The following is a 21,715-nucleotide window of genomic DNA, read 5'->3' as shown; positions in this document are numbered from 1 at the left end:
TGGGTTCCGGAGCCGATAGGACCAGCTGCGGACCGACCTCGAGGAGGATGTGGTGACTGCCGTAGCCCCCAAGCCGGAATCGGGATTAGAGGCCACTCGGCCCTACCCGGCGCGGCTGGGCCCCAAGGGTTCGTTCATCTACAAGGCGGTGACGACGACCGACCCCAAGGTGCTCGGCGTCATGTACCTGACCACCGCCATCTCGTTCTTCCTCATCGGCGGTTTGCTGGCGCTGTTGATGCGCGCCGAACTGGCACGCCCGGGCATGCAGTTCCTGTCCACGGAGCAGTTCAATCAGCTGTTCACCATGCACGGCACGATCATGCTGCTGTTCTACGCGACCGCGATCGTGTTCGGCTTCGCCAACATCATCCTGCCGCTGCAGATCGGCGCGCCCGATGTGGCGTTCCCGCGTCTGAACGCGTTCAGCTACTGGCTGTACCTGTTCGGCGCGTCCATGGCGACGGCGGGCTTCGTGACCCCGGGTGGTGCGGCGGACTTCGGGTGGACGGCGTACACGCCGCTGTCGGACATCGTGCATTCGCCGGGCGTCGGCGCGGACCTGTGGATTCTGGGCCTGGCCGTCTCGGGTCTGGGCACGATTCTGGGTGGCGTCAACATGCTCACCACGGTGGTCTGCCTGCGCTGCCCGGGTATGACCATGTTCCGGATGCCGATCTTCACCTGGAATATCGCCGTCACCAGTGTGCTTGTGCTGCTTGCCTTCCCGCTGCTGACCGCGGCGCTGTTCGGCCTGGCGTACGACCGTCATCTGGGCGGGCACATCTACGATCCGGCCAATGGCGGGGCCATTCTGTACCAGCACCTGTTCTGGTACTTCGGCCATCCCGAGGTGTACATCATCGCGCTGCCGTTCTTCGGCATCGTCACCGAGATCTACCCGGTGTTCTCGCGTAAGCCGATCTTCGGTTACACCACACTGGTTTACGCGACACTGGCCATCGCGGCGCTCTCGATCGCAGTGTGGGCGCACCACATGTACGCCACGGGAGCCGTACTGCTGCCGTACTTCTCGTTCATGACATTCCTGATCGCGGTGCCGACGGGCGTGAAGTTCTTCAACTGGATCGGCACCATGTGGCGCGGGCAATTGACGTTCGAGACGCCCATGCTCTGGTCCATCGGCTTCCTGGTGACGTTCCTGTTCGGCGGACTCTCCGGCGTCATCCTGGCCAGCCCGCCGCTGGACTTCCACGTGTCCGACTCGTATTTCGTTGTGGCGCACTTCCATTACGTGCTGTTCGGCACCATCGTGTTCGCGACTTTCGCGGGTATCTACTTCTGGTTCCCGAAGATGACCGGCCGCATGATGGACGAGCGCCTGGGCAAGTGGCACTTCTGGGCGACCTTCGTCGGCTTCCACACCACGTTCCTGGTGCAGCACTGGCTGGGTAACGAAGGTATGCCGCGCCGGTACGCGGATTACCTGGATACCGACGGATTCACCACGCTCAATACGATTTCCACGATCGGCGCGTTCATTCTCGGCGCTTCGATGCTGCCGTTCGTGTGGAACGTCTTCAAGAGCTACCGCTACGGCGAAGTGGTGACCGTGGACGATCCGTGGGGTTACGGCAATTCCCTGGAGTGGGCGACCTCCTGCCCGCCGCCGCGGCACAACTTCTACGAGCTGCCGCGCATCCGCTCCGAGCGCCCCGCGTTCGAGCTGCACTACCCGCACATGGTCGAGCGCATGCGCGCCGAGGCCCACGTGGGCTGGGGCACCAAGTCGCATCGGGTCGCGGAGCTGGATGACAAGGTCTCCAGCTAGCGGAATTTTAGGATTGACATAGCAATTCACTTCGCCCTAATCTTGTGCTCGTCACAAGATTAGGGCGAAGGGTTTTTCATATGCGCAAGCTGCGGTTTTCCGGTGTTCCCGAGCGGATTGCGGGTGCCGAGCCGGTTCCCGGTCCCGGGCAGCTGCTGGTTCGTTCGGAACTCGCGGGCGTCAGTGTGGGCCTCGTTCGGATGATCGCCGCGGACACGGCGGTCGATCCGGGTGGTGAGATCGCGGGCACCGTCGTAGGCGTCGGCCCGGATATCGCGCCGGAATGGGTGGGCCGCCGGGTGGCGGGCGTGGTGTTCGAGGGTGCGTACGCCGAATACGTCTTGGCGGCACCGGCATTGGTGACCGCGATTCCGGACGGGGTGGCCGCCGCCGATGCGCTCGCCATCGCGCGGGGCGGTCTGGTCGCGCTCGGTGCGCTGCGCGCCGGGCGATTCGCGGCGGGGGAGTCGATCATGATCACCGGCGCGGCCAGCGGCAGCGGCCATCTCGCGGTGCAATCGGCCAAAGCCCTGGGCGCGAGCCGGGTCGTCGCGGCGGTGGGTTCCGCCGAGAAGGCGGAATTCGTGCGCGAGTGCGGTGCCGATGCGGTGGTCACCTACGACGAGCCGTGGACCGAACGCGTGGATGTGGTGCTCGACGGCGTCGGCGGCGAGCTCGTCCAGCGCGGCGTGGAAATCCTTGCGCCGCACGGCCGTCTGGTGGCGTACAGCGCCGGGCGCGGGACGGTCGACGCGAACAGTCTGCTCGCCGATCTGAAGACCGTCACCGGCTTCTCGGTCGGCCTGCTCAGCCGCACCCGGCCGGATCTGATCGACTCCTACCGTGCCGAACTGTGGAAACTGCTGGCGGCCGGGCTGATTCGACCCCGGCACACCGTGCTGCCGTTCGAGGGCATCGACGCCGCGATCGACCTCGTCGCCACCCGCCGCAATCTCGGCCGCGTCATGATCCGCACCGCCTGAGGCGGCGCCGCGCGGTCGGGCCGCCCGGGGACATGCTGACACCGTGATGTCGTCCCCGGCTCGGTGCCCGCTCCGATCGGCGTCGAATCACGGTCGCGGCCAGGGTCTTCCGTCGATGCGTTCGATATCGGTATTGAGCCGCTCCAGGTAGCCCGCGAAGATCGCCACGTCCTCGGCCGACCAGTTCGCCATGACCCGTTGCAGCCCTTCGGTATTGGCCGTGCGCTCGTCCTCGAGTCCGCGTTCGCCCGCCGCGGTGATCCGGAATTTGCGGGCGATGCCGCCGTCCGGATCGGGGATGCGTTCCACCACGCCCGCGCGCAGCAGGGCCGCGGTCTGCCGGTTCAGGGTGGAGGTGTCCAGGCCGAAAGCCTCGGTGAGCTGGCCGATCGTCATCGGTCCCTGCGCGCTGAGGCGGCTCAGCAGCACGTAGGCGCTGCGGTCCAGGCGGGTGCCGTCGCGCCGGTAGCGCGCGTTGATGGTGTACCGGCCGAGCAGCATGGTTTCGAATTCGACCCGGTCCGTGGGCTTTTCCATGCCGTCCTTCCGTAGCAGCCTGCGTGAGCCTGTTTATCACAGGTGATCTGGGTCACAGCATGGATATGCACAATGCATATCATGTGTACCGTACACATGCGTTGCACTCGATCGATGAGGAGAAGCGCGTGGCCGTGTCAGCAAGTGACGCCAGAGCCGGGTCGGCAGCCGACCCGGTGCCGGGCAACTCGAACGGCGGACGGCCCGGCGGCATCGTCGGCGTGCTCGCCATGGCGGGCATCATCGCCGCCGTCATGCAGACCCTGGTGGTGCCGCTGCTCGGCGAACTGCCCGCGCTGCTGCACACCAGCGGATCCAATGCCTCCTGGGTGGTGACCGCGACCCTGCTCGCCGCGGCCGTCACCACACCGGTCGCGGGGCGGCTCGGCGATCTCTACGGCAAGCGGCGCATGCTGCTGATCTCCACGGTTCCGCTCATCGCGGGCTCGGTGCTGTGCGCGGTCGCCGGATCGGTCGCGCCGATGATCATCGGGCGCGGCTTGCAGGGCATGGGCATGGGCATTCTGCCGCTTGGCATTTCGGCGCTGCGGGATCTGCTGCCCGCCGAACGGCTCGGCCCGTCCATCGCGATGGTGAGCGCCTCCATGGGAATCGGCGGCGCGGTCGGCCTGCCGGTCGCGGCAGCGGTTGCGCAGCACGCGAATTGGCGGGTGCTGTTCTGGGTGGCGGCCGGATTGAGCCTGCTCATCGCGATTCTCATCTACGTGGTGGTGCCCGATGTTCCGGTGCTCGCCAAGGGCCGCTTCGATGTCGTCGGCGCGATCGGGCTGGGCGTCGGCCTGATCTGCCTGCTGATCGGCATCTCCAAGGGCGCGAGCTGGGGCTGGGACAACGGCGGGATCATCGGACTGCTCGTCGCGGCGGTCCTCGCGCTCGCGCTGTGGGGCTGGTGGGAGCTGCGCACCCGGGATCCGCTGGTGGATCTGCGCGTCACCGCACGGCCGAAGGTGCTGCTCACCAACGCGTCGTCGATGGTGCTCGGCTTCGGCATGTACTCGGCGTCGCTGATCATTCCGCAGCTGCTGCAACTGCCCAGGGCCACCGGATACGGCCTGGGACAGTCGATGCTGGCGATGGGGCTGTGGATGGCTCCCGGCGGGTTGATGATGATGCTGGTATCACCGCTCGGCGCGAAGCTGTCGGCGGCGCGCGGGCCGAAGGTGACGCTGGTGGCCGGTGCGCTGGTGCTGGCCGCCGGCTACGCCTCCTCGACGGTGCTCATGGGTTCCACCTGGGGGCTGCTGGTGGCGGTTTGCGTCTGCAACTGCGGTGTGGCGCTGGCGTACGGCGCGATGCCCGCGCTCATCATGAGCGCGGTGCCGCTGTCCGAGACCGCGGCGGCGAACAGTTTCAATACGCTGATGCGCTCGATCGGCACCTCGTTCTCGGCCGCGGTCATCGGCGCGGTGCTGGCGCAAATGAGCACCAGCCTCGGCGGACATGCCATTCCGAGTGAAAGCGGTTTCCGCACAGGGCTTTTCATCGGATGCGGGGTGGCGTTGGCCTCGGCGGCGATCGCCGCGTTCATTCCGGTCAAGGGGGACGAAGCAAGCGGCCGCTCGACCATCGGCGCGAAGGCCGTGGGGGCCTGATCAGTCGTCCACCTACGGCACGCTGGAAATAGCAGCAGACTTCCAGCAACTGTGCGGTACTGTCCGCAGTCGGAGCGAAAAGACCGTATCCAATTGCGCTCCGGCTCATTCCGCCGCTCTCGACTTCGGGAGGGACAGTGCCAGCCCAGTCTCCGGATGTCCGCGTCGCCGTGCCGTTCGAATTGTCCCGCGCCCAAATGGAATTGTGGCTCGCGGACGATCTCGGGACCGGGGACCGCACCGATCCGCGCGCCCTTCCCGGCCAGGCGCACTACCTGGAATTGCGGGGTGAACTCGACGCCGAACTCTTCGACGCCGCCTCGCGCCGCGCCTTCGAGGAGTTCGGCGTCGGCCGCCTGCGCATCGGTCGCGCCGATGGGCGGCCGTACCAGTGGCTGGCCGCCGATATCGGTGGCGGCCTGGAACGGGTCGACCTCACCTCCGAGGCCGAACCGTATCGGGCGGCACTGGATTGGATGCAGCGGCGGCATCGCGAACCCATCGAACTCATCGACGCGCCACTGTGGGCGGCGGCGCTGCTGCGGGTCGAGCCGGAACTGCATATCTGGTACGCGCAGATGCATCACGTGGCCATCGACGGCTACGGCGGCCTGAGCCTGATCGCACGGATCGGGCAGTGGTACGACGCCCTGCTGCGCGAGACCGAACCGGAGCCGTTCGGCGGTCTCGCACCGGAGTCGATCCAGGTCTCCGACGCCGAATACCGCGCCTCGGCGCGGTTCACCGCGGACCGCGACTATTGGCGGGAACGCTTCTCGGACTGGACCGTTGCGCCGCCGAGCGGGGTGGCGGCCCGGGTGCGCGGCACCGGTCCGGTGCCCGTCGCGCTGCGCTCGGCGGGTGCGCTGTCACCGTTCGAATGGGTGGCGCTGGAACAGCTGGCCGCCGAATGTGCGGTGAGCCCGGCGCAGGTGCTGGTGGCCGCGGTCTGCGCGTTCCGGGCGGGGACCACCGGCGGCACCGAGCCGATGGTGCAGCTGGCGGCGTCGGCCCGAACCACCGCCGCGCTGAAGCGATCCGGCGGCATGCTGGCCAATGTGCTGCCGATCCGGCTGCGCTGCGCGGGCGCGATCACCGCGCGCGAGCTGATCGCGGCGGCGGCGCGGGAGATCACCGGCGGGCTCCGGCATCAGCGCTACCGCTTCGAGGAGCTGCGCCGCGATCTCGGCGTGAGTCCCGATCAAATGCTCGGCCCGACCGTGAACCTGATGTTCTTCGACCGCACCAGCCGATTCGGCCGCGCCACCGGCGAATACCGCATCCTGTCCTCGGGCTCGGTGGCCGATCTGCACTTCAACCTGTATCGCGCCGGGGCCGAGGAAGGCCTCTCGGTCGATATCCTCGCCAACCCGGATCGCTACGACCAACCCGAACTGAACGACCTGCTGAACCGCTTCCTGCTATTCCTGGGCAACTTCCTGGCGGCCGATCCGGATCAGCCCGTCGGCGGCATCGGACTGCTGACCGACTCCGAGCGCGACCGAATCCTGCACGCCCCCAACCGCATAGACGGCCCCGAACCCCGCCTGCTCCCGGACCTGCTGACCGCCGGAGCCCGCCGCGGCGCGGACACCCCCGCCGTGCTCGACGGCGCGACCTCCCTAGGTTACGCCCGGCTGGACCACCTATCGAATCAGCTGGCGCACAATCTGATTCGCCGTGGCATCGGCCCGGAGGACATAGTCGCGGTGCCCGCCCGCCGGAGCGCGGACTGGGTGGTGGCCATCTGGGCGCTGGCCAAAGCCGGCGCCGCCTACCTACCGATCGACCCGACCCAACCGGCGGACCGCCTGGCCTCGATCCTCGCCGAAGCGGGGGTGCGGCTCCTGCTCGACACCGCCGCGACGCCGTTCCCCGCCCGCCTCCGTCGCGGCCGCGAATCCCTCACCGTCCCAGCACTATCGGAGTCCGCGGCCGACCCGGCCGATATGAACGCTGCTGCCGGTGTGGAACCTCGCTCGCGGGGAGCCGTCCCGGTCGAGGGCGGCCGAGCCGTCGCTGCCGGTGCTCCGGACGGTGCCGCCGGAAACGGGCAGTCGGCAATCTCGGGTGCGGACCGGGTGCGCGCGCTGCGCCCGGGACATCCGGCGTATGTCATCTACACCTCGGGTTCGACGGGTGCGCCGAAGGGGGTGGTCGTCACCCACGCCGGTCTGGCGGGATTGCTTGCGGCACAGGCCGATCACCTTCCGGCGGGTCCGGGCGACCGCGTACTGTGCGCGACCACCCCGACCTTCGACGCTTCGCTGTGGGAGGTATTGCTCGCCGCGACCACCGGGGCGACCCTGGTGATCGCCGACGGCGACTCCTACGCGGGACCGCGCCTGGCGGACCTCATCCGCCGCGAACGGGTGACCCATGCCTTCCTCACCCCCGCCGTGCTCGCCGCCACCGACCCGACCGGACTGCCTACCCTGCACTACCTTTCGACCGGCGGCGAGGCCTGCCCACCGGCTGTCGTCGCGGCGTGGTCGCCCGGCCGCACCCTGGTCAACGTCTACGGCCCCACCGAGGCCAGCATCGTCACCAACCTCGCATCGCTGACCCCCGACCGCCCGGTGACCCTCGGTACCCCCGTCCCCGGCATGCGCTGCTACGTCCTGGATCCGTGGCTGCGCCCGGTCCCGCCCGGCGTGGTCGGCGAGCTCTACCTCGGCGGCCCGGGCCTGGCCCGCGGGTTCCTCACCCGGCAGGCCGCCACCGCCACCTCCTTCCTGGCCGACCCCTTCGGCGCGCCAGGTGAACGCCTGTACCGCACCGGCGATCTCGCCACCCGCACCGACTCCGGCGACCTCGAATTCCACGGCCGCCTGGACTCCCAGATCAAGATCCGCGGCATCCGAATAGAACTCGGCGAGATCGAAGCCGCCGTGGCAGCGTGCCCGGGCGTCGCCCAGGCCGTGGTCGTCGTCCACCCCGGCGGCGGTGATGGTGGGGAGTTCGTCCGGCCGAATGAGGCGGGTGTCGCGGCGAATCCGTCACGGCGATCGCGGGCGGTACCCGCCGGAGCATCGGTGATCGCGGCGTACGCGGTTCCGGAGCCGGGGGTGTTGCTCACCACCCGTGAACTGGAAGTGTCTGTCGCGCAGCGGTTGCCGAGTTACATGGTGCCGGTGATCGTGCTGCTCGATCGGTTGCCGGTCACGGCGAACGGGAAGGTGGATCGGGCCGCACTGCCGGCGCCCGTGGCGGCGGCGAGCCGGTTCCGCTATCGCGCACCCGTCACGGCGGCGGAAAAGGTTGTGGCCCAGGTGTTCGCGGAAGTGCTGGGCGGCACTACCGGGGTGAGCGCCGCCGCGAGAGCCGCGGCGACGGCCAACGCGCCGGGTGCGGGCGCTGCGTCGACCGCCGCTGAGGTTGCGGCGGCCGGTACGAGGATGGCGACGTCCGGTGCGGAGACTGCGGCTGCCGGTGCGGAAAATGCGACATCCGGCACCGGAGTGACGGTACCCGGTGCGGCACAGCGCATTGCCTTCGGTACGAACGGTGGTGAACGGCTCGGCGGACGGCGCATCGGGCTCGATGACGACTTCTTCGCGTTGGGTGGGGATTCGCTCGGGGCGGCGTTGGTCGCGGGGCGGGTGGGGGCGGCGCTGGGGGTGGCGGCCGGGGTACGGGATCTGTTCGAGGCCGGGACGGTGGCGGGATTCGCGGCGCGGGTGGGGGCGCGGGATCTGCTGGTGGAGCGGGAGCGGCCGGGGGTGCGCGAGCGCGGACCGGTGGTGCCCATGTCGTATGCGCAGCAGCGACTTTGGCTGGCGCAGCGGATGGATCCGGAGTCGGCGGCGTACAACATGCTGCTTGGGCTGCGGTTGACCGGTGCGCTCGACGTCAGTGCGCTGACCGCGGCGCTCACCGATGTGGTGGAGCGGCACGAGGCGTTGCGCACCTCATTTCCCGAGGTCGACGGGGTGGTGCGGCAGCGGATCGCGCCGGTCGACACGGTGGTTTCGGGGTTGGTCGCGGAAACCGTTGCGGCCCAGGATGTCGAGCAGACCCTGGCCGAGTTCGGGCGCGCCAGTTTCGATCTCGCGGCCGCCCCGCCGATTCTGGTGCGGCTGCTGCGGATTCATGACCCGAAGGGCGTGGCGGAGCAGCATATTCTCGCCGTTCTGGTGCATCATGTGATCGCCGACGGACTTTCGCTCGCTCCATTCGCGAGGGATCTGGCGGCCGCGTATCCGGCCCGGGCACGCAGTGCGGCTCCGCAGTGGACCGCGCTACCGGTGCAGTACGCGGATTACACCCTCTGGCAGCGCGAGGTGCTCGGCGCCGCGAACGATCCGGAGTCCGAACTGTCCAGGCAGCTCGGCTACTGGTCGCGCGCGCTGGCTGGGCTGCCGGTGGAATCCGGTCTGCCACCGCATCGGCCGCGCCCGGCGCGCGGCTCGCGGCGGGCGGGGCGGGTGAGTGTGGAGGTTCCCGGTAGCACCGTCCGGGGATTGCGTGAGGTAGCTCGCCGGCACGGCGCGACCATGTTCATGGTCGTGCACGCCGGCCTGTCGGCGGTGCTGGCCGCGGTATCGGGTGGAAGCGATATCGCGGTCGGCACCCCGGTGGCCGGGCGCGGTGACGCCCGCCTCGACGACCTGATCGGCATGTTCGTCAATACCCTCGTACTGCGGGTGCCGGTCGATCCGGCCGAATCCTGTGACGGTCTGCTGTCCCGGGTCCGCGATATCGATCTGAGCGCGTTCGCGCACGACGACGCCCCGTTCGAGCAGGTGGTCGACGCCCTCGAACTGCCGCGCTCCGGAACCCGGCATCCGCTGTTCCAGGTGATGCTGTCCTTCCGCCCGCGCGCGCACGCGGAGTTCGAGCTGCCCGGTCTGCGGGTGGAATCGGTCGAAATGCCGTTGCCGCTGGCCAAATTCGATCTGGAATTCACCGTCGCGGAGTCCCCGGACGAGCTGGCGGTGAGCCTGCGCTATGCCGCCGAACTCTTCGACGAACCCGCCATGAGCGCGCTCACGCAGCGGCTGTGCCGAATGCTGGAACATATCGCCCGCGATGCCGCGGCCCCGGTCGGCGCGCTCGACCTGTGTTCCGCCGAGGAGCGCCGCCTGCTGCGGGAGTGGAACGAGACCGGCCAGGCGGTCGCGATCACCCTGCCGGGCCTGCTGACCCGCGCGGCCGCCTACGATCCGGACGCGTGCGCGATGCGATGCGAAAGCGGCGCGCTCAGCTACCGCGAACTCGGGCAGCGCGCGAATCAACTGGCGCGCAGGCTGATCGCACTGGGCATCGGCCCGGAGGACATTGTCGCGGTGGCCCTGCCGCGCTCCCCGGAATGGGTGGTCGCGGTGTGCGCGATCGCGCACAGCGGCGCGGCCTATCTGCCCGTCGACCCCAACGCGCCCGCCGAACGCATCGAGCACATGCTGGCGGATTCCGGCGCGGCCCTGGGCATCACCACCGACCGCCGTCGTGCGGACCTGCCCGCACTGGCGGGCGGCGGCTGGCTGCTCATCGATCCGGACGAGCCCGCCGACGACCCGGCGGCCCCGGTCACCGACGCGGACCGGGTGCGCCCGCTGCGGCCGCATCACCCGGCGTACGTCATGTACACCTCGGGTTCGACCGGAATCCCCAAGGCCGCCACCATCACCCACGGTGGCCTGGCCAATGTGCTGGTCACCCAGGCGCAGCGCTGTGACGCCGATCCGGACGCCCGGGTGCTCGCGGTGGCCTCGCCCAGTTTCGACGCCTCGGTGTGGGAACTGTTGCTGGCCTTGGGATCCGGCGCGACCCTGGTGCTCGCCCCGCCGTGGGCGTACGCCGGTGACGCCCTGCTCGACCTGCTGGAGCAGGAGCGCATCACGCACGCCATGCTCACCCCGCGTGTGCTGGCCACCCTCGCCGATCCGGGGCGGCTCCCGCATTTGCGGCTGCTCGCCACCGCCGGTGAGACCTGCCCGCCGGAATTGGCCGCACTCTGGTCCGCCGGACGGTGTTTCGTCAACGTCTACGGTCCGACCGAAACCACCATCTGGTCGAGCGTGAGCCGCCCGCTGTGCGCCGATGCCACCGTATCCATCGGCGGCCCGGTGGTCGGTGCGCGCTGCCATGTGCTGGACGGTCGCCTGCGCGAGGTTCCGCCGGGAGTGATCGGCGAAATCTATGTCTCCGGACCGGGTTTGGCGCGCGGCTATCACCGCCGCCCGGGCTTCACCTCGACCCGTTTCGTCCCCAGTCCGTTCGCCGAGACCGGCGAACGGCTGTACCGCACCGGTGATCTCGGCTGCTGGCGCGGTGATGGTGAGCTGGATTACCACGGCCGCAACGACTTCCAGATCAAGATTCGCGGCGTCCGCGTGGAGCTCGGCGAGATCGAGGCCGCGCTCACCACCGCGACCGGGGTCGCGGACGCCGTGGTCGTGCTGCACGCGGACGCGCGGCCGGAACCCCGGTCCGCCGCGGCCGACGGGCCCGGTGCCGTCAGCACCGACGCGGCCGACCTGCCGCCCGCCGACGGTGCCGTACGGTCCGGACCGGGGGAGCCGGAGATCGTCGCGTACGTGGTCCCGGAGGCGGGCCACCGGATCGATCCGGCGGAGCTGCGCGTCGAACTGGCCCGGATACTGCCGGAGCGGTATCTGCCGACGGTGACCGTGCTGGAACGCTTTCCGCTGACCATCACCGGAAAGGTGGATCGGGCGGCGCTGCCCGCCCCCGAGCGCGCCCGGGAGCGGTACCGCGCACCGGAGACCCCGCTCGAGGAGGCGGTGGCGCGCGCGTTCGCCTCGGTCCTCGGCCGGGATCGCGTCGGCGCGGATGGCGACTTCTTCACCCTCGGCGGCAATTCGCTGAGCGCGACCCGCGCGGTGGCGGCATTGCGCACCGCCGGTATCGATCTGGAGCTGCGCGCGCTGTTCGAAGAGCCGACCGTGGCGGGGCTGGCCGGGATGCTGGCGGCGCGCGGGGCGCGCGCACCGTTCGATCCGATCGGCGATGACGCGCGCCCCAGGCCGGACCGGGTGCCGCTGTCCTTCGCGCAGCAGGGCATCTGGCTGCTGGACCGGCTCGGTGCGGGGGCGGCCTATCACATTCCGCTGGCGGTGCGGTTGAGCGGAGCGCTGGATGTGGCGGCGCTGACCGCGGCGGTGGCGGATGTGACCCGGCGGCACGAGGCGCTGCGCACCTACTTTCCCGAATCGGACGGGACGCCGTATCAGGCGGTGGCACAGTCCGATCGCGGCACCCTGGAGATCCGCCGGGTGACCCGGCAGCGCCTGGATCAGGTCCTCGCCGAATTCGAGTGCGAGCCTTTCGATCTCGCGGCAGCACCGCCGATGCGGGCGCGGCTCTACGGCATCGACGAAGTGGGGCGGCCCGCCTCCTGGGTGCTGATCCTGGTCGTGCACCACGTGAACGCCGACGGCTTCTCACTCGGCCCGCTCGCCCGCGATCTCGCCACCGCCTATACCGCCCGCGCCCTCGGCGGTGCGCCGAAGTGGCCCGTGCTGCCGATGCAGTACTCGGACTACGCGATTCGCCAGCACGCCGCGCTGGGGACCGCCGAAGATCCCGGCTCTGAGCTGAATCGTCAACTGAAGCAGTGGATCTCGGTGCTGGACGGGGCTCCGCTGGAGTTGCCGCTGCCTTTCGATCGCCCGCGCCCCAGGCAATCCCGGCATACCGGGGGCAGTGTCGAGTGGACGGTGCCGCCGGAGATCACCGGCGGTCTGCGCGAGCTCGGCCGCCGCCACCGCGCCTCACTGTTCATGGTGGTGCATGCGGTCCTCACCGTATTGCTCGCAAAGCATTCCGGCACAGCGGATATCGTCATCGGCACCCCGACCGCCGGGCGCGATCAGCCCGGTCTGGACGATCTCGTCGGCATGTTCGTCAATCCGGTCGCCCTGCGTGTCTCGGTCGACGAGCGCGAATCCTTCGCGCGGTTGCTGCATCGGGTCCGCGATCTCGATGTCGAGGCGCTGGACAACGCGCACACACCCTTCGAGCGGATCGTCGAGGCTCTCGACCTGCCGCGCAGCACCGCCCGACATCCGCTGTTCCAGGTCGTGCTGGCCTACCAGAGCTTCGGTTCGACCGAACTGAGCCTGCCCGGCGTGCGGGTCGAGACGCTGCCGCCACGCACCGGCAGCGTGCGATTCGATCTGGAATTCGAAGTCGCCGAACGGAATTCCGGACTGGACCTGACCCTGCGCTATGACAGCGGCCTTTTCGATCCGGACACCGCCGAAAGCCTGCTGCGCCGTTTCGGCCGCCTCTTGGCCCAGGTGTCGGTCGATCCGGATCGCCCCGTCCAGGCCATGGACGTCCTCACCCCCGAGGAACGCCACGACATCCTCTACGGCTGGAACCGCACCGGCGGCGCCACCTGCATCAACCTGCCGGGTCTCATGTGCCGCGCGGTCGCCCTGGCCCCCGACGCCACCGCCGTGGTGTACGGCGATCGCTCCCTCACCTACCGTGAACTCGACGAACAGTCGAACCGCCTGACCCGGGCCCTGATTCGCCGTGGCATCGGCACCGGTGATGTGGTGGCGGTGGCCGTCCGCCGCTCGGTGGATTGGGTGATCACCCTGTGGGCCGTGGCCAAATCCGGCGCGACCTATCTCCCGATAGATCCCCGCCACCCGTCCGGCCGAATCGAACAGGTGCTCACGGATTCCGCTGCGGCACTGGGTATCACGACTTCCGGCGCACGTCCCTGGCTGCCGGACCTCGGCGCGGTTCGCGGAGCGCGATCGAAGGCGCACGCAACCACCGATTCCATTGGCGCGCAGCCGATGTGGCTGACTCTGGACGCGCCGGAGGTCTCCGCGGAACTCGCCGCCACGTCGGCGGCCGTCGTCACCGGCAATGAACGCCTGCGCAATGTGCGTCTCCACGACGCCGCGTACCTGATCTTCACCTCCGGCTCGACCGGCGCGCCCAAAGGCGTGGTCATCACCCACGCGGGTCTGGCCAACACGGTGGCGGCACAGTCCGAACACTGTGCCCCGCAGCGCGACTCCCGCATCCTCGCGGCGGCATCGCAGAGCTTCGACGCCTCGATCTGGGAACTGCTGCTCGCCCTCGGCGCGGCCGCCACCCTGGTCCTGGCCGACCCCGACCTCTACGGCGGCCCCGAACTCACCGACCTCATCCGCCGAGAACGGATCACCCACGCGTTCTTGACACCCGCGGTTCTCGCGGAGCTGGATCCGGACGAACTGCGAAGCACCGCAACCGATTCGGTCGACGATGCGTCCGAATCGCGGAGTTGGGCCGGGTCGGAGCCGCGGGTGCTGGTGACCGGTGGGGAGGCGGTGCCGCCCGCGCTGGCGGCCCGGTGGTCCGACGGTCGTCGTCTGCTGATCGCGTACGGTCCCACCGAGGTCACCGTCATCTCCAATTACAGTGCGCCGTATGAGCGGGGGCAGTCGGTCACGCTGGGTGGACCGGCGGTGGGGATGCGCTGCTATGTCCTCGACGCCGGGCTGCGCCCGGTGCCCGACGGTGTGACGGGGGAGTTGTATATCGCCGGGGCGGGTGTCGCGCGCGGCTACCACGGCCGGAAGGGGCTGACCGCGCTCCGGTTCCTGCCGGATCCGTTCGCCCCCGGCCGGATGTATCGCACCGGGGATGCGGTGCGCCGCCGGGCCGATGGTGCGCTGGAGTTCCTGGGGCGCAACGACTCCCAGGTCAAGGTGCGCGGGATGCGGGTCGAACCCGGTGAGATCGAGGCCGCGCTGACCGATCTGCCCGGCGTCGGCCAAGCCGTGGCCGTCCTCCACGCGGAGCGGCCCGGCGATGCTCGGATCGTCGCCTACATCACCGCCGACGCGCCGAACCTGGAGGTTGCCGGAGTGCGCGCGGCATTGACCGCGACCCTGCCCGCTCACCTGGTTCCCTCCGCCATCGTGCTGTGCGAACGGTTGCCGCGCACCGTGAACGGCAAACTCGATCGCGCGGCCCTGCCCGCCCCCGCACCCGAAACCGCCGAGTTCCGCGCCCCGGCCACCACCGTCGAGCGCGCGGTGGCGGGCGTATTCGGCGAGGTGCTGCACCTGGACCGGGTCGGCCTGGACGATGACTTCTTCCGCCTGGGCGGCAATTCCCTCAGCGCCACCCGCGTCGCCGCGCGACTGAGCTCGGCACTGGGCGCGCGAGTTCCGGTGCGCGCCATCTTCGACGCCCCCACGGTGGCGGCGCTGGCCGCCCACCTGGCCGCCGCCCCGCGCAGCACCCGCACCCCACTCACCGCGCAACCGCGCCCGGACCACATCCCACTCTCCTATGCGCAGCAACGCCTTTGGCTGCTGCACCGCCTCGACCCGCAGTCCGATGCCTACCACATTCCGCTGGTCCTGCGCCTGCGCGGCCGCCTGAATGTGACCGCTATGCAGACAGCGGTGCGCGAGGTCATCGCCCGCCACGAATCCCTGCGGACCTACTACCCCGACCTCGACGGACAAGGCGTGCAACGGATCCTGCCCGAGCCTCGCGGACGAGGCGAAGGTAGATCCTCGGACTCCGGTGAGCTCGTGAACGTGGCCGGTTCGCCGCCTCGGATACTGGAAACGCGTGTGGTCGATGGTGCGGCTGTACGAGCGGAACTGCGGGAGTTCTGTTCGCGGCCTTTCGATCTGACGGCGGCCGTTCCGGTGCGCGGCGGGCTCTTCGCGCTCGGCGAGTCGCTGGACTCGGCGCGGGAGTGGGTGCTGGCGTTCGTGATTCATCACGCCAACGCCGACGGCTATTCGCTCGGACCGTTGGCCCGGGACCTGGCGGCGGCCTATTCGGCCGCGTGCCAGGGGATCCGCGCGCAGTGGGCCGAACTGCCGGTGCAGTACGCGGACTACACGCTCTGGCAGCGTGCCGCGCTGGGTACGGTCGCGGAGCCCGATTCCGAGATGTCGCGTCAGATCGACTACTGGGCAACCACACTCGCGGGATCGCCCGCCGAACTCGGCTTGCCCGTCGATCGACCGCGCCCGGTGGTCGCCTCCTGCGCCGGTGCGGCGATGGCGTGCGAGATCCCGGATCGGACGGTGCGGGGGCTGCGTGCCGTCGCGGCCGAGCATGATGCCTCGTTGTTCATGGTGTTGCACGCGAGTCTGGCGGTGCTGCTGGCCGCCTGGTCGGATGGTGATGACATCGCGATCGGCACCCCGGTGGCCGGGCGTGGGGCGGCCGAGCTGGACGATCTGGTCGGAATGTTCGTCAATACGCTGGTCTTGCGCACGGAAGTGCGGGCCGCGCAGTCATTCTCGGAGTTCCTGGAGCGGGTGCGCGGGGTCGATCTCGCTGCCTTCGCACACGCCGAGGTTCCGTTCGAGCAGGTGGTGGAGGCCGTTGATCCGCCGCGTTCGCGGTCTCGGCATCCGCTGTTCCAGGTGATGCTGGCGCTTCAGAACCTGGAGCCCGCGCGCCTGGAGCTGCCGGGTCTGTCCGCCGAAGTGGTCGCACCCGAGTCGTCGACCGCACGCTTCGATCTGGAATTCACTGTCGCGCCGACTGATTCCGGCCTGACCGTGACTATCCGCTATGCCACGGAGCTTTTCGACCACGACACCATCGTGGCCCTGGCCGGACGTTATCTGTCGTTGCTCGACCACGTGGCTGCCGAGCCGCTGACCCCCATTGCCCGGCTGCCGATCCTCGGGACGTCGGAGCATCGCCGAATCATCCAGGACTGGAACAGGACCGGTGCCGCGGACAGCGACCTGCTGCTGCCCGGCATCCTGGCCGCAGCGGTACGCCGTGCCGCCGACGTCGAGGCTGTTCGCTACGGCGACCTGGCTCTCACCTACCGCGAACTCGATGATCGCGCGGATCGCCTGGCCGGGCGGCTCATCGCCCGGGGCGTCGGACCGGAAGACGTGGTGGCGCTGGGGATGTCCCGCTCCCTCGCCTGGGTGGTGGCCTGCTGGGCCGTGGCGAAATCCGGTGCGGCCTTCATGCCCGTGGATCCGGCCGCTCCGGCCGCCCGCACCACCGATCTGCTGCACTCGGTGCGACCGCGGGTAATCATCACCACCGCAACCGAATCCCTCGCACTCGGGAACACCGAGATGCACATGATCGCGCTGTCCGCCGACGGAACCGTCGCCACCGATTCGCTGCCTGAGATCGATAGGGCTCCGGACGCCGGGGCAGCGGCGGTGCGGTCGCACGCCGAGCGGCCGCGTCCGGCGCATATCGGCAACGCGGCCTACATCATTCACACCTCCGGCTCCACCGGTGTGCCCAAGGGCGTCGTGATCAGTCACGCGGGTCTGGCGAATCTGGCCGCGACACAGGTGAATTCGATCGGTGTCGAGGTGGGCGACCGCGTATTGTGCGTGGCCGCACCGAGTTTCGACGCCTCGGTGTGGGAGCTGGTGCTCGCGGCCGGGGCGGCAGCGGCGCTGGTCGTCGCGCCGCCGGAGGTGTACGCGGGCGCGGCGCTGGCGGAGTTCCTGCGGCGGGAGCGGGTGACCCACGCCTTCATCACGCCCGCCGTGCTGGCCTGCACCGATGCCGCCGGGCTCACCGACCTGCGGGCGGTGATCAGTGGCGGCGAAGCCTGTCCGCCCGGTGTCGCGGCTGTTTGGGGTAGGGCGCATCGCCTGGTGAACGTTTACGGCCCCACCGAGGCCACGGTGATCGCCACCCTCGAGGACGCCCTCGACGGTGAGCGACCGGTGACGATCGGCGGGCCGGTCGTCGGCGCGCGCTGCTATGTGCTGGACCGCTGCCTGCGCCCGGTCCCGGTCGGCGCGACCGGTGAGCTGTACCTCGGCGGCGCGGGCCTCGCGCGTGGCTACTCGCACCGAACCGCAGCCACCGCCGCCCATTTCGTAGCCGATCCCTTCGGCCCCGCCGGCGCACGCCTGTACCGCACCGGCGATCGGGCCGCCTGGACCGCCGACGGTCAGCTGATCTACAAGGGCCGCGGCGATTTCCAGGTCAAGCTGCGCGGTATGCGGCTCGAACTCGGCGAGATCGAGGCGGCCATTGCCGCGGCACCCGGCGTCGCCCAGGTGGTCGCGGCCCTGGTGCACCCGCCCGCACCCGCGGCAGCCGACACCCGCACCGGCGCGGACACGCGGGAGGTCGCGGCCGAGGTTGCCGATCCGGCAGCAGCGGCGGCGGGCGCGCGGCTCGTCGCCTATGTGATTGCCGAGCCGGGTCGGACCATCGACGTCGCCGCGGTAACCGAGGTTGCCGCACAACGCCTTCCGGCACAGCTGATGCCGACGGTGGTACCGCTCGAGCGCATGCCGATGCTGGCGAACGGGAAGGTCGACCGGGCCGCGCTGCCCGCACCGGCGTTGCCCGCCGTCGGGTTCCGAGCTCCTGTCACACCCGAGCAGCAGCGGGTCGCCACCGCTTTCGCTGAACTTCTCGGGGTGGCGGTGGTCGGCCTCGACGACGATTTCTTCACGCTCGGCGGCAATTCCCTCACCGCCGCGCGGGCCATAGCACTCCTGGATGGTGCGGTCACCCTGCGTGATCTCTTCGAGGCGCCGCAGGTCGAGGCACTGGCCCGCCGACTCGAGCCGAAAGCGCCGCAGCCCACCGCCATCCCGGCCGACAGTGCCGAAATAGCGAGCGGCGCAGTGGAAAACGAGTCCTACGCGGTGGTCCTGCCCCTGCGGCGCACCGGTCCGGACACGCTCTTCTGCATTCACCCCGGTGGCGGTATGGCCTGGCCTTACGCGGGCCTGCTCACCCATCTGGATCCCGCCGTCTCGCTGTACGGCATCCAGGATCCCTGGGTGGTCCGCGACGAGCCCGCCTTCGCCACCCTCGCCGACTACGCCGATCGCTATGTCGCCGAGATCCGCCGGGTGCAGCCGGTCGGACCCTACCGCCTGCTGGGCTGGTCGCTCGGCGGCCGCATCGCCCACGAGGTCGCCGTGCGGTTGCAACTGCTCGGCGCGCGGGTGCGCACGCTCGCACTGCTGGACACCGCCGCGTACGACGGCACCGAACAGCCCTCGGGCGATACCGAATCCGCGTGGGCGGAACTGCGTGCCAACGGTGATGTGGCTCGCGCGGCCGCGGTGTTCCCGCCCGACCTGGTCGAGCGGGCCACCGTCGCGCTCTCGCGCGCCGTCCCGGGCGAACCGTCCGGCCGCTATCGCGGGGATCTGTTGCACTTCACCGCGATTCGGGAGACCGACGCGGCCCGCCGTCCCGCCGAGAGCTGGATCGACCACATCACCGGGGTGGTGACCGATATCGAGGTGGACGCCACCCACATCGGCATGTCGGCCGCCGCACCGCTCGCGGTGATCGGCCGGGAGCTGGCGCGGCGCTGGGACCGTCCGTGAGCGTCGACGATTTGCCCAGCGCCATAAAGGTTTTCGGCGCGCGCGTGCACAATCTGAAGGACATCGACGTCGAGATCCCGCTGTGGTCCTGGGTGGCGATCACCGGTCTGTCCGGCTCGGGCAAGTCATCGCTCGCCATGAATGTGCTCTACGCCGAGGGCTATCAGCGTTTCCTGGATGGCCTGTCCACCTACACCCGGCGGCGGATCAGTCAGACCGAGCGCCCGGATGTGGATCGCATCGACTTCCTGCCCGCCACCCTGGCGCTGCGCCAGCGCCCACCGATCCCGGGGCGGCGCAGCACGGTCGGCACCATGACCGAGGTGTACAACGTGCTGCGACTGATGTATTCGCGGCTCGGATCGCACCTGTGCCCCACCGGTTTCCGGCTGCCGCCCACCCTGGAGGTGGCGATGCGCGGCTATGTCGACCTGCCCGAATGTGGCGGCAGGGTGGAATTGCCCGGCGCGGAATCCTTCTCGTTCGACAGCTTCGGCGCGTGCCCGCGCTGCGGCGGTCTGGGCACGGTCGAGGAGATCGACGACGACGCGCTGATCCCGGACCCGGACCTGACCATCGAACAGGGCGCGGTGGCACCCTGGAAGTTGCCGCTGCGCGATTTCCAACCGCAGATCGCCGCGCAACTGGGTGTGCGGATCGATGTGCCCTATCGCGACCTCACCGCGCGCGAGCGCGAGATCGTGCTGGACGGCCCCGCCGAGAAACGGCACGTGGTGGTCACCACCAAATCCGGTCGCGCCGCCGAACTCAACGGCGTCTACGAGAATGCCCGTGCGGCGGTGCGGCATTCGCTCGCCAACGCCAATAGCCAGACCACCCGCGAGCGGCTGAGCAAATTCTTCACCCTGCACATCTGCCCGGTCTGCCACGGCACCCGGCTGCGCCCCGAGGCGCTCGGCACGCTGCTCGAGGATCGCACCATCGCCGAGACCAGTGCGCTCACCCTCGCCGAATTGTTCACGTGGGCACCGGAATTGCCGGACCGTCTACCCGCTGAAATGCGCGAGCTCGCCACCCGCCTCACCACCGAATTCGTGCGTGCCATCGATCCGCTGCTCACCCTCGGGCTCGGCTATCTGACCCTGGACCGCGCCGGAGAATCGCTCTCCACGGGAGAGCGGCAGCGCATCCAGCTCACCGCCACACTGCAAACCCGTTCCACCGGAATGCTTTACGTGCTGGATGAGCCGTCCATCGGCCTGCACCCGGCGAATATGGACGGCCTGACCGGCGTCATCCGGGCACTGGTCGACAATGGCAATTCGGTGGTCATGGTCGACCACGAGGTGGAATTGCTGCGCCAGGTGGACCAGCTCCTGGAAATGGGGCCGGGTGCGGGTCGCGCGGGTGGCACCGTCATCGCCCGGGGCACCGTCGCGCAGCTGTCCGAGGACCCGAATTCGATTACCGGACCGTACCTTTCGGGCCGCGCCGACCTGCATGCCCGCAAGCCCCGGGCGGTGCGCGCCGGGGATGAGCAGCTGGAGATAACCGTCGGCGACTTCTACACCCTGCATGATGTCACCGCGCGCTTTCCGCTACAGCGGCTGACCCTGGTCACCGGCGTATCCGGTTCCGGTAAAACATCTCTGGTACTCGACAGCCTCGTCCCCGCGCTCACCCGCCAGCTCGCGGGGGAGCGCCTGCCCGCCCATGTCCGAGAGCTGAACACCGGCGGCATCACCCGGGTGATCACGGTGGACTCCACGCCGATCGGCAATAACAGCCGATCCACCCCCGCCACCTACTCCGGTGCTTTCGACGGTATCCGCGCGCTGTTCGCCGCCACCCCGCAGGCCCGCGAAAAGCACTGGGGCGCCGGCAGATTCTCCTACAACGTCAAGGGCGGGCAGTGCCCGACCTGCACGGGCCTGGGTGAGATTTCCCTGGATGTGCAGTACCTGCCGGATATGGTGCTCACCTGCCCCGCCTGCCACGGCGCGCGCTATAACCCCGAGACGCTCGAGGTGCGCGTCGACGGTTCGACCATCGCCGATGTGCTGAACCTGACCGTCGCCGATGCCGCCGATCGCTTCGCGGGCGTACCGCGCATCGGCGCACCGCTCCAGGCATTGCGCGAAGTCGGTCTCGGTTACCTCAGTCTCGGTGAGCCCACGCCCAGCCTGTCCGGCGGCGAGGCCCAGCGCATGCGTCTGGCCAGCGGCCTGCGCACCGGTCAACGCCATCTGCTCTACGTCTTCGACGAGCCGACCACCGGTCTGCATCCGCAGGATGTGCGGACCCTGGTCGGCGTGCTGGACCGCCTATTGCACGGCGGCGCGACGATCATCGCCATCGATCACGATCTGGATCTGATCGGCGACGCCGACCATGTCATCGATATGGGGCCGGGCGGCGGTCCGGAAGGCGGCCGGATCATCGCCACCGGCACGCCCCGCCAGCTGACCGCCGCGCCGGACAGCCTGACCGGCCGCTACCTGCGCCGACACCAGCGTGCGGGCACACCCTGACCTG

The 21,715-nt window shown here is 69.6% G+C and carries 6 protein-coding genes; 5 read left to right on the top strand and 1 reads right to left on the bottom strand.

Features of this window, described 5'->3' with window-relative positions; translation table 11 throughout:
• Positions 1-52: 52 nt before the first annotated feature.
• Both ctaD and ACFVUS_RS17510 read left to right on the top strand, forming a co-directional pair.
• On the top strand, positions 53-1,792 hold the full coding sequence (gene ctaD / locus ACFVUS_RS17515; protein ID WP_364641272.1) for a cytochrome c oxidase subunit I: 1,740 nt from the start codon (positions 53-55) through the stop codon (positions 1,790-1,792).
• An 80-nt stretch (positions 1,793-1,872) separates the two neighbouring features.
• A complete protein-coding gene (locus tag ACFVUS_RS17510; protein WP_387766859.1) occupies positions 1,873-2,775 on the top strand; it encodes a zinc-binding dehydrogenase in 903 nt (300 codons plus the stop codon).
• A gap of 87 nt (positions 2,776-2,862) precedes the next feature.
• On the opposite strand, the gene ACFVUS_RS17505 is transcribed toward ACFVUS_RS17510, so the two are convergent.
• Complete coding sequence (locus ACFVUS_RS17505; protein WP_387766856.1) at positions 2,863-3,312, bottom strand: MarR family winged helix-turn-helix transcriptional regulator; 450 nt, start codon at positions 3,310-3,312, stop codon at positions 2,863-2,865.
• Between the two features lie 230 nt (positions 3,313-3,542).
• On the opposite strand from ACFVUS_RS17505, the gene ACFVUS_RS17500 reads away from it, so the two are divergent.
• The 3 genes from ACFVUS_RS17500 to ACFVUS_RS17490 all read left to right on the top strand — a co-directional run bounded on the left by ACFVUS_RS17500 (position 3,543) and on the right by ACFVUS_RS17490 (position 21,711).
• Positions 3,543-4,925 carry an MFS transporter gene (locus ACFVUS_RS17500; RefSeq protein ID WP_387769927.1) on the top strand — a complete coding sequence of 461 codons (1,383 nt, stop codon included), beginning with the start codon at positions 3,543-3,545 and terminating at the stop codon, positions 4,923-4,925.
• Between the two features lie 137 nt (positions 4,926-5,062).
• Positions 5,063-19,219 (top strand): amino acid adenylation domain-containing protein, encoded by a 14,157-nt coding sequence (locus ACFVUS_RS17495; RefSeq protein ID WP_387766853.1) that lies wholly within the window; start codon positions 5,063-5,065, stop codon positions 19,217-19,219.
• Positions 19,216-21,711: an excinuclease ABC subunit UvrA gene (locus ACFVUS_RS17490; protein ID WP_387766850.1), complete on the top strand. Its 2,496-nt coding sequence runs from the start codon at positions 19,216-19,218 to the stop codon at positions 21,709-21,711. Before ACFVUS_RS17495 ends, ACFVUS_RS17490 begins: the two co-directional genes overlap by 4 nt.
• Positions 21,712-21,715: the final 4 nt, after the last annotated feature.

The sequence above is a fragment of the Nocardia sp. NPDC058058 genome, from assembly GCF_042885355.1.
Lineage (GTDB): Bacteria > Actinomycetota > Actinomycetes > Mycobacteriales > Mycobacteriaceae > Nocardia.
This window is presented reverse-complemented; position numbering and strand designations above follow the sequence as displayed.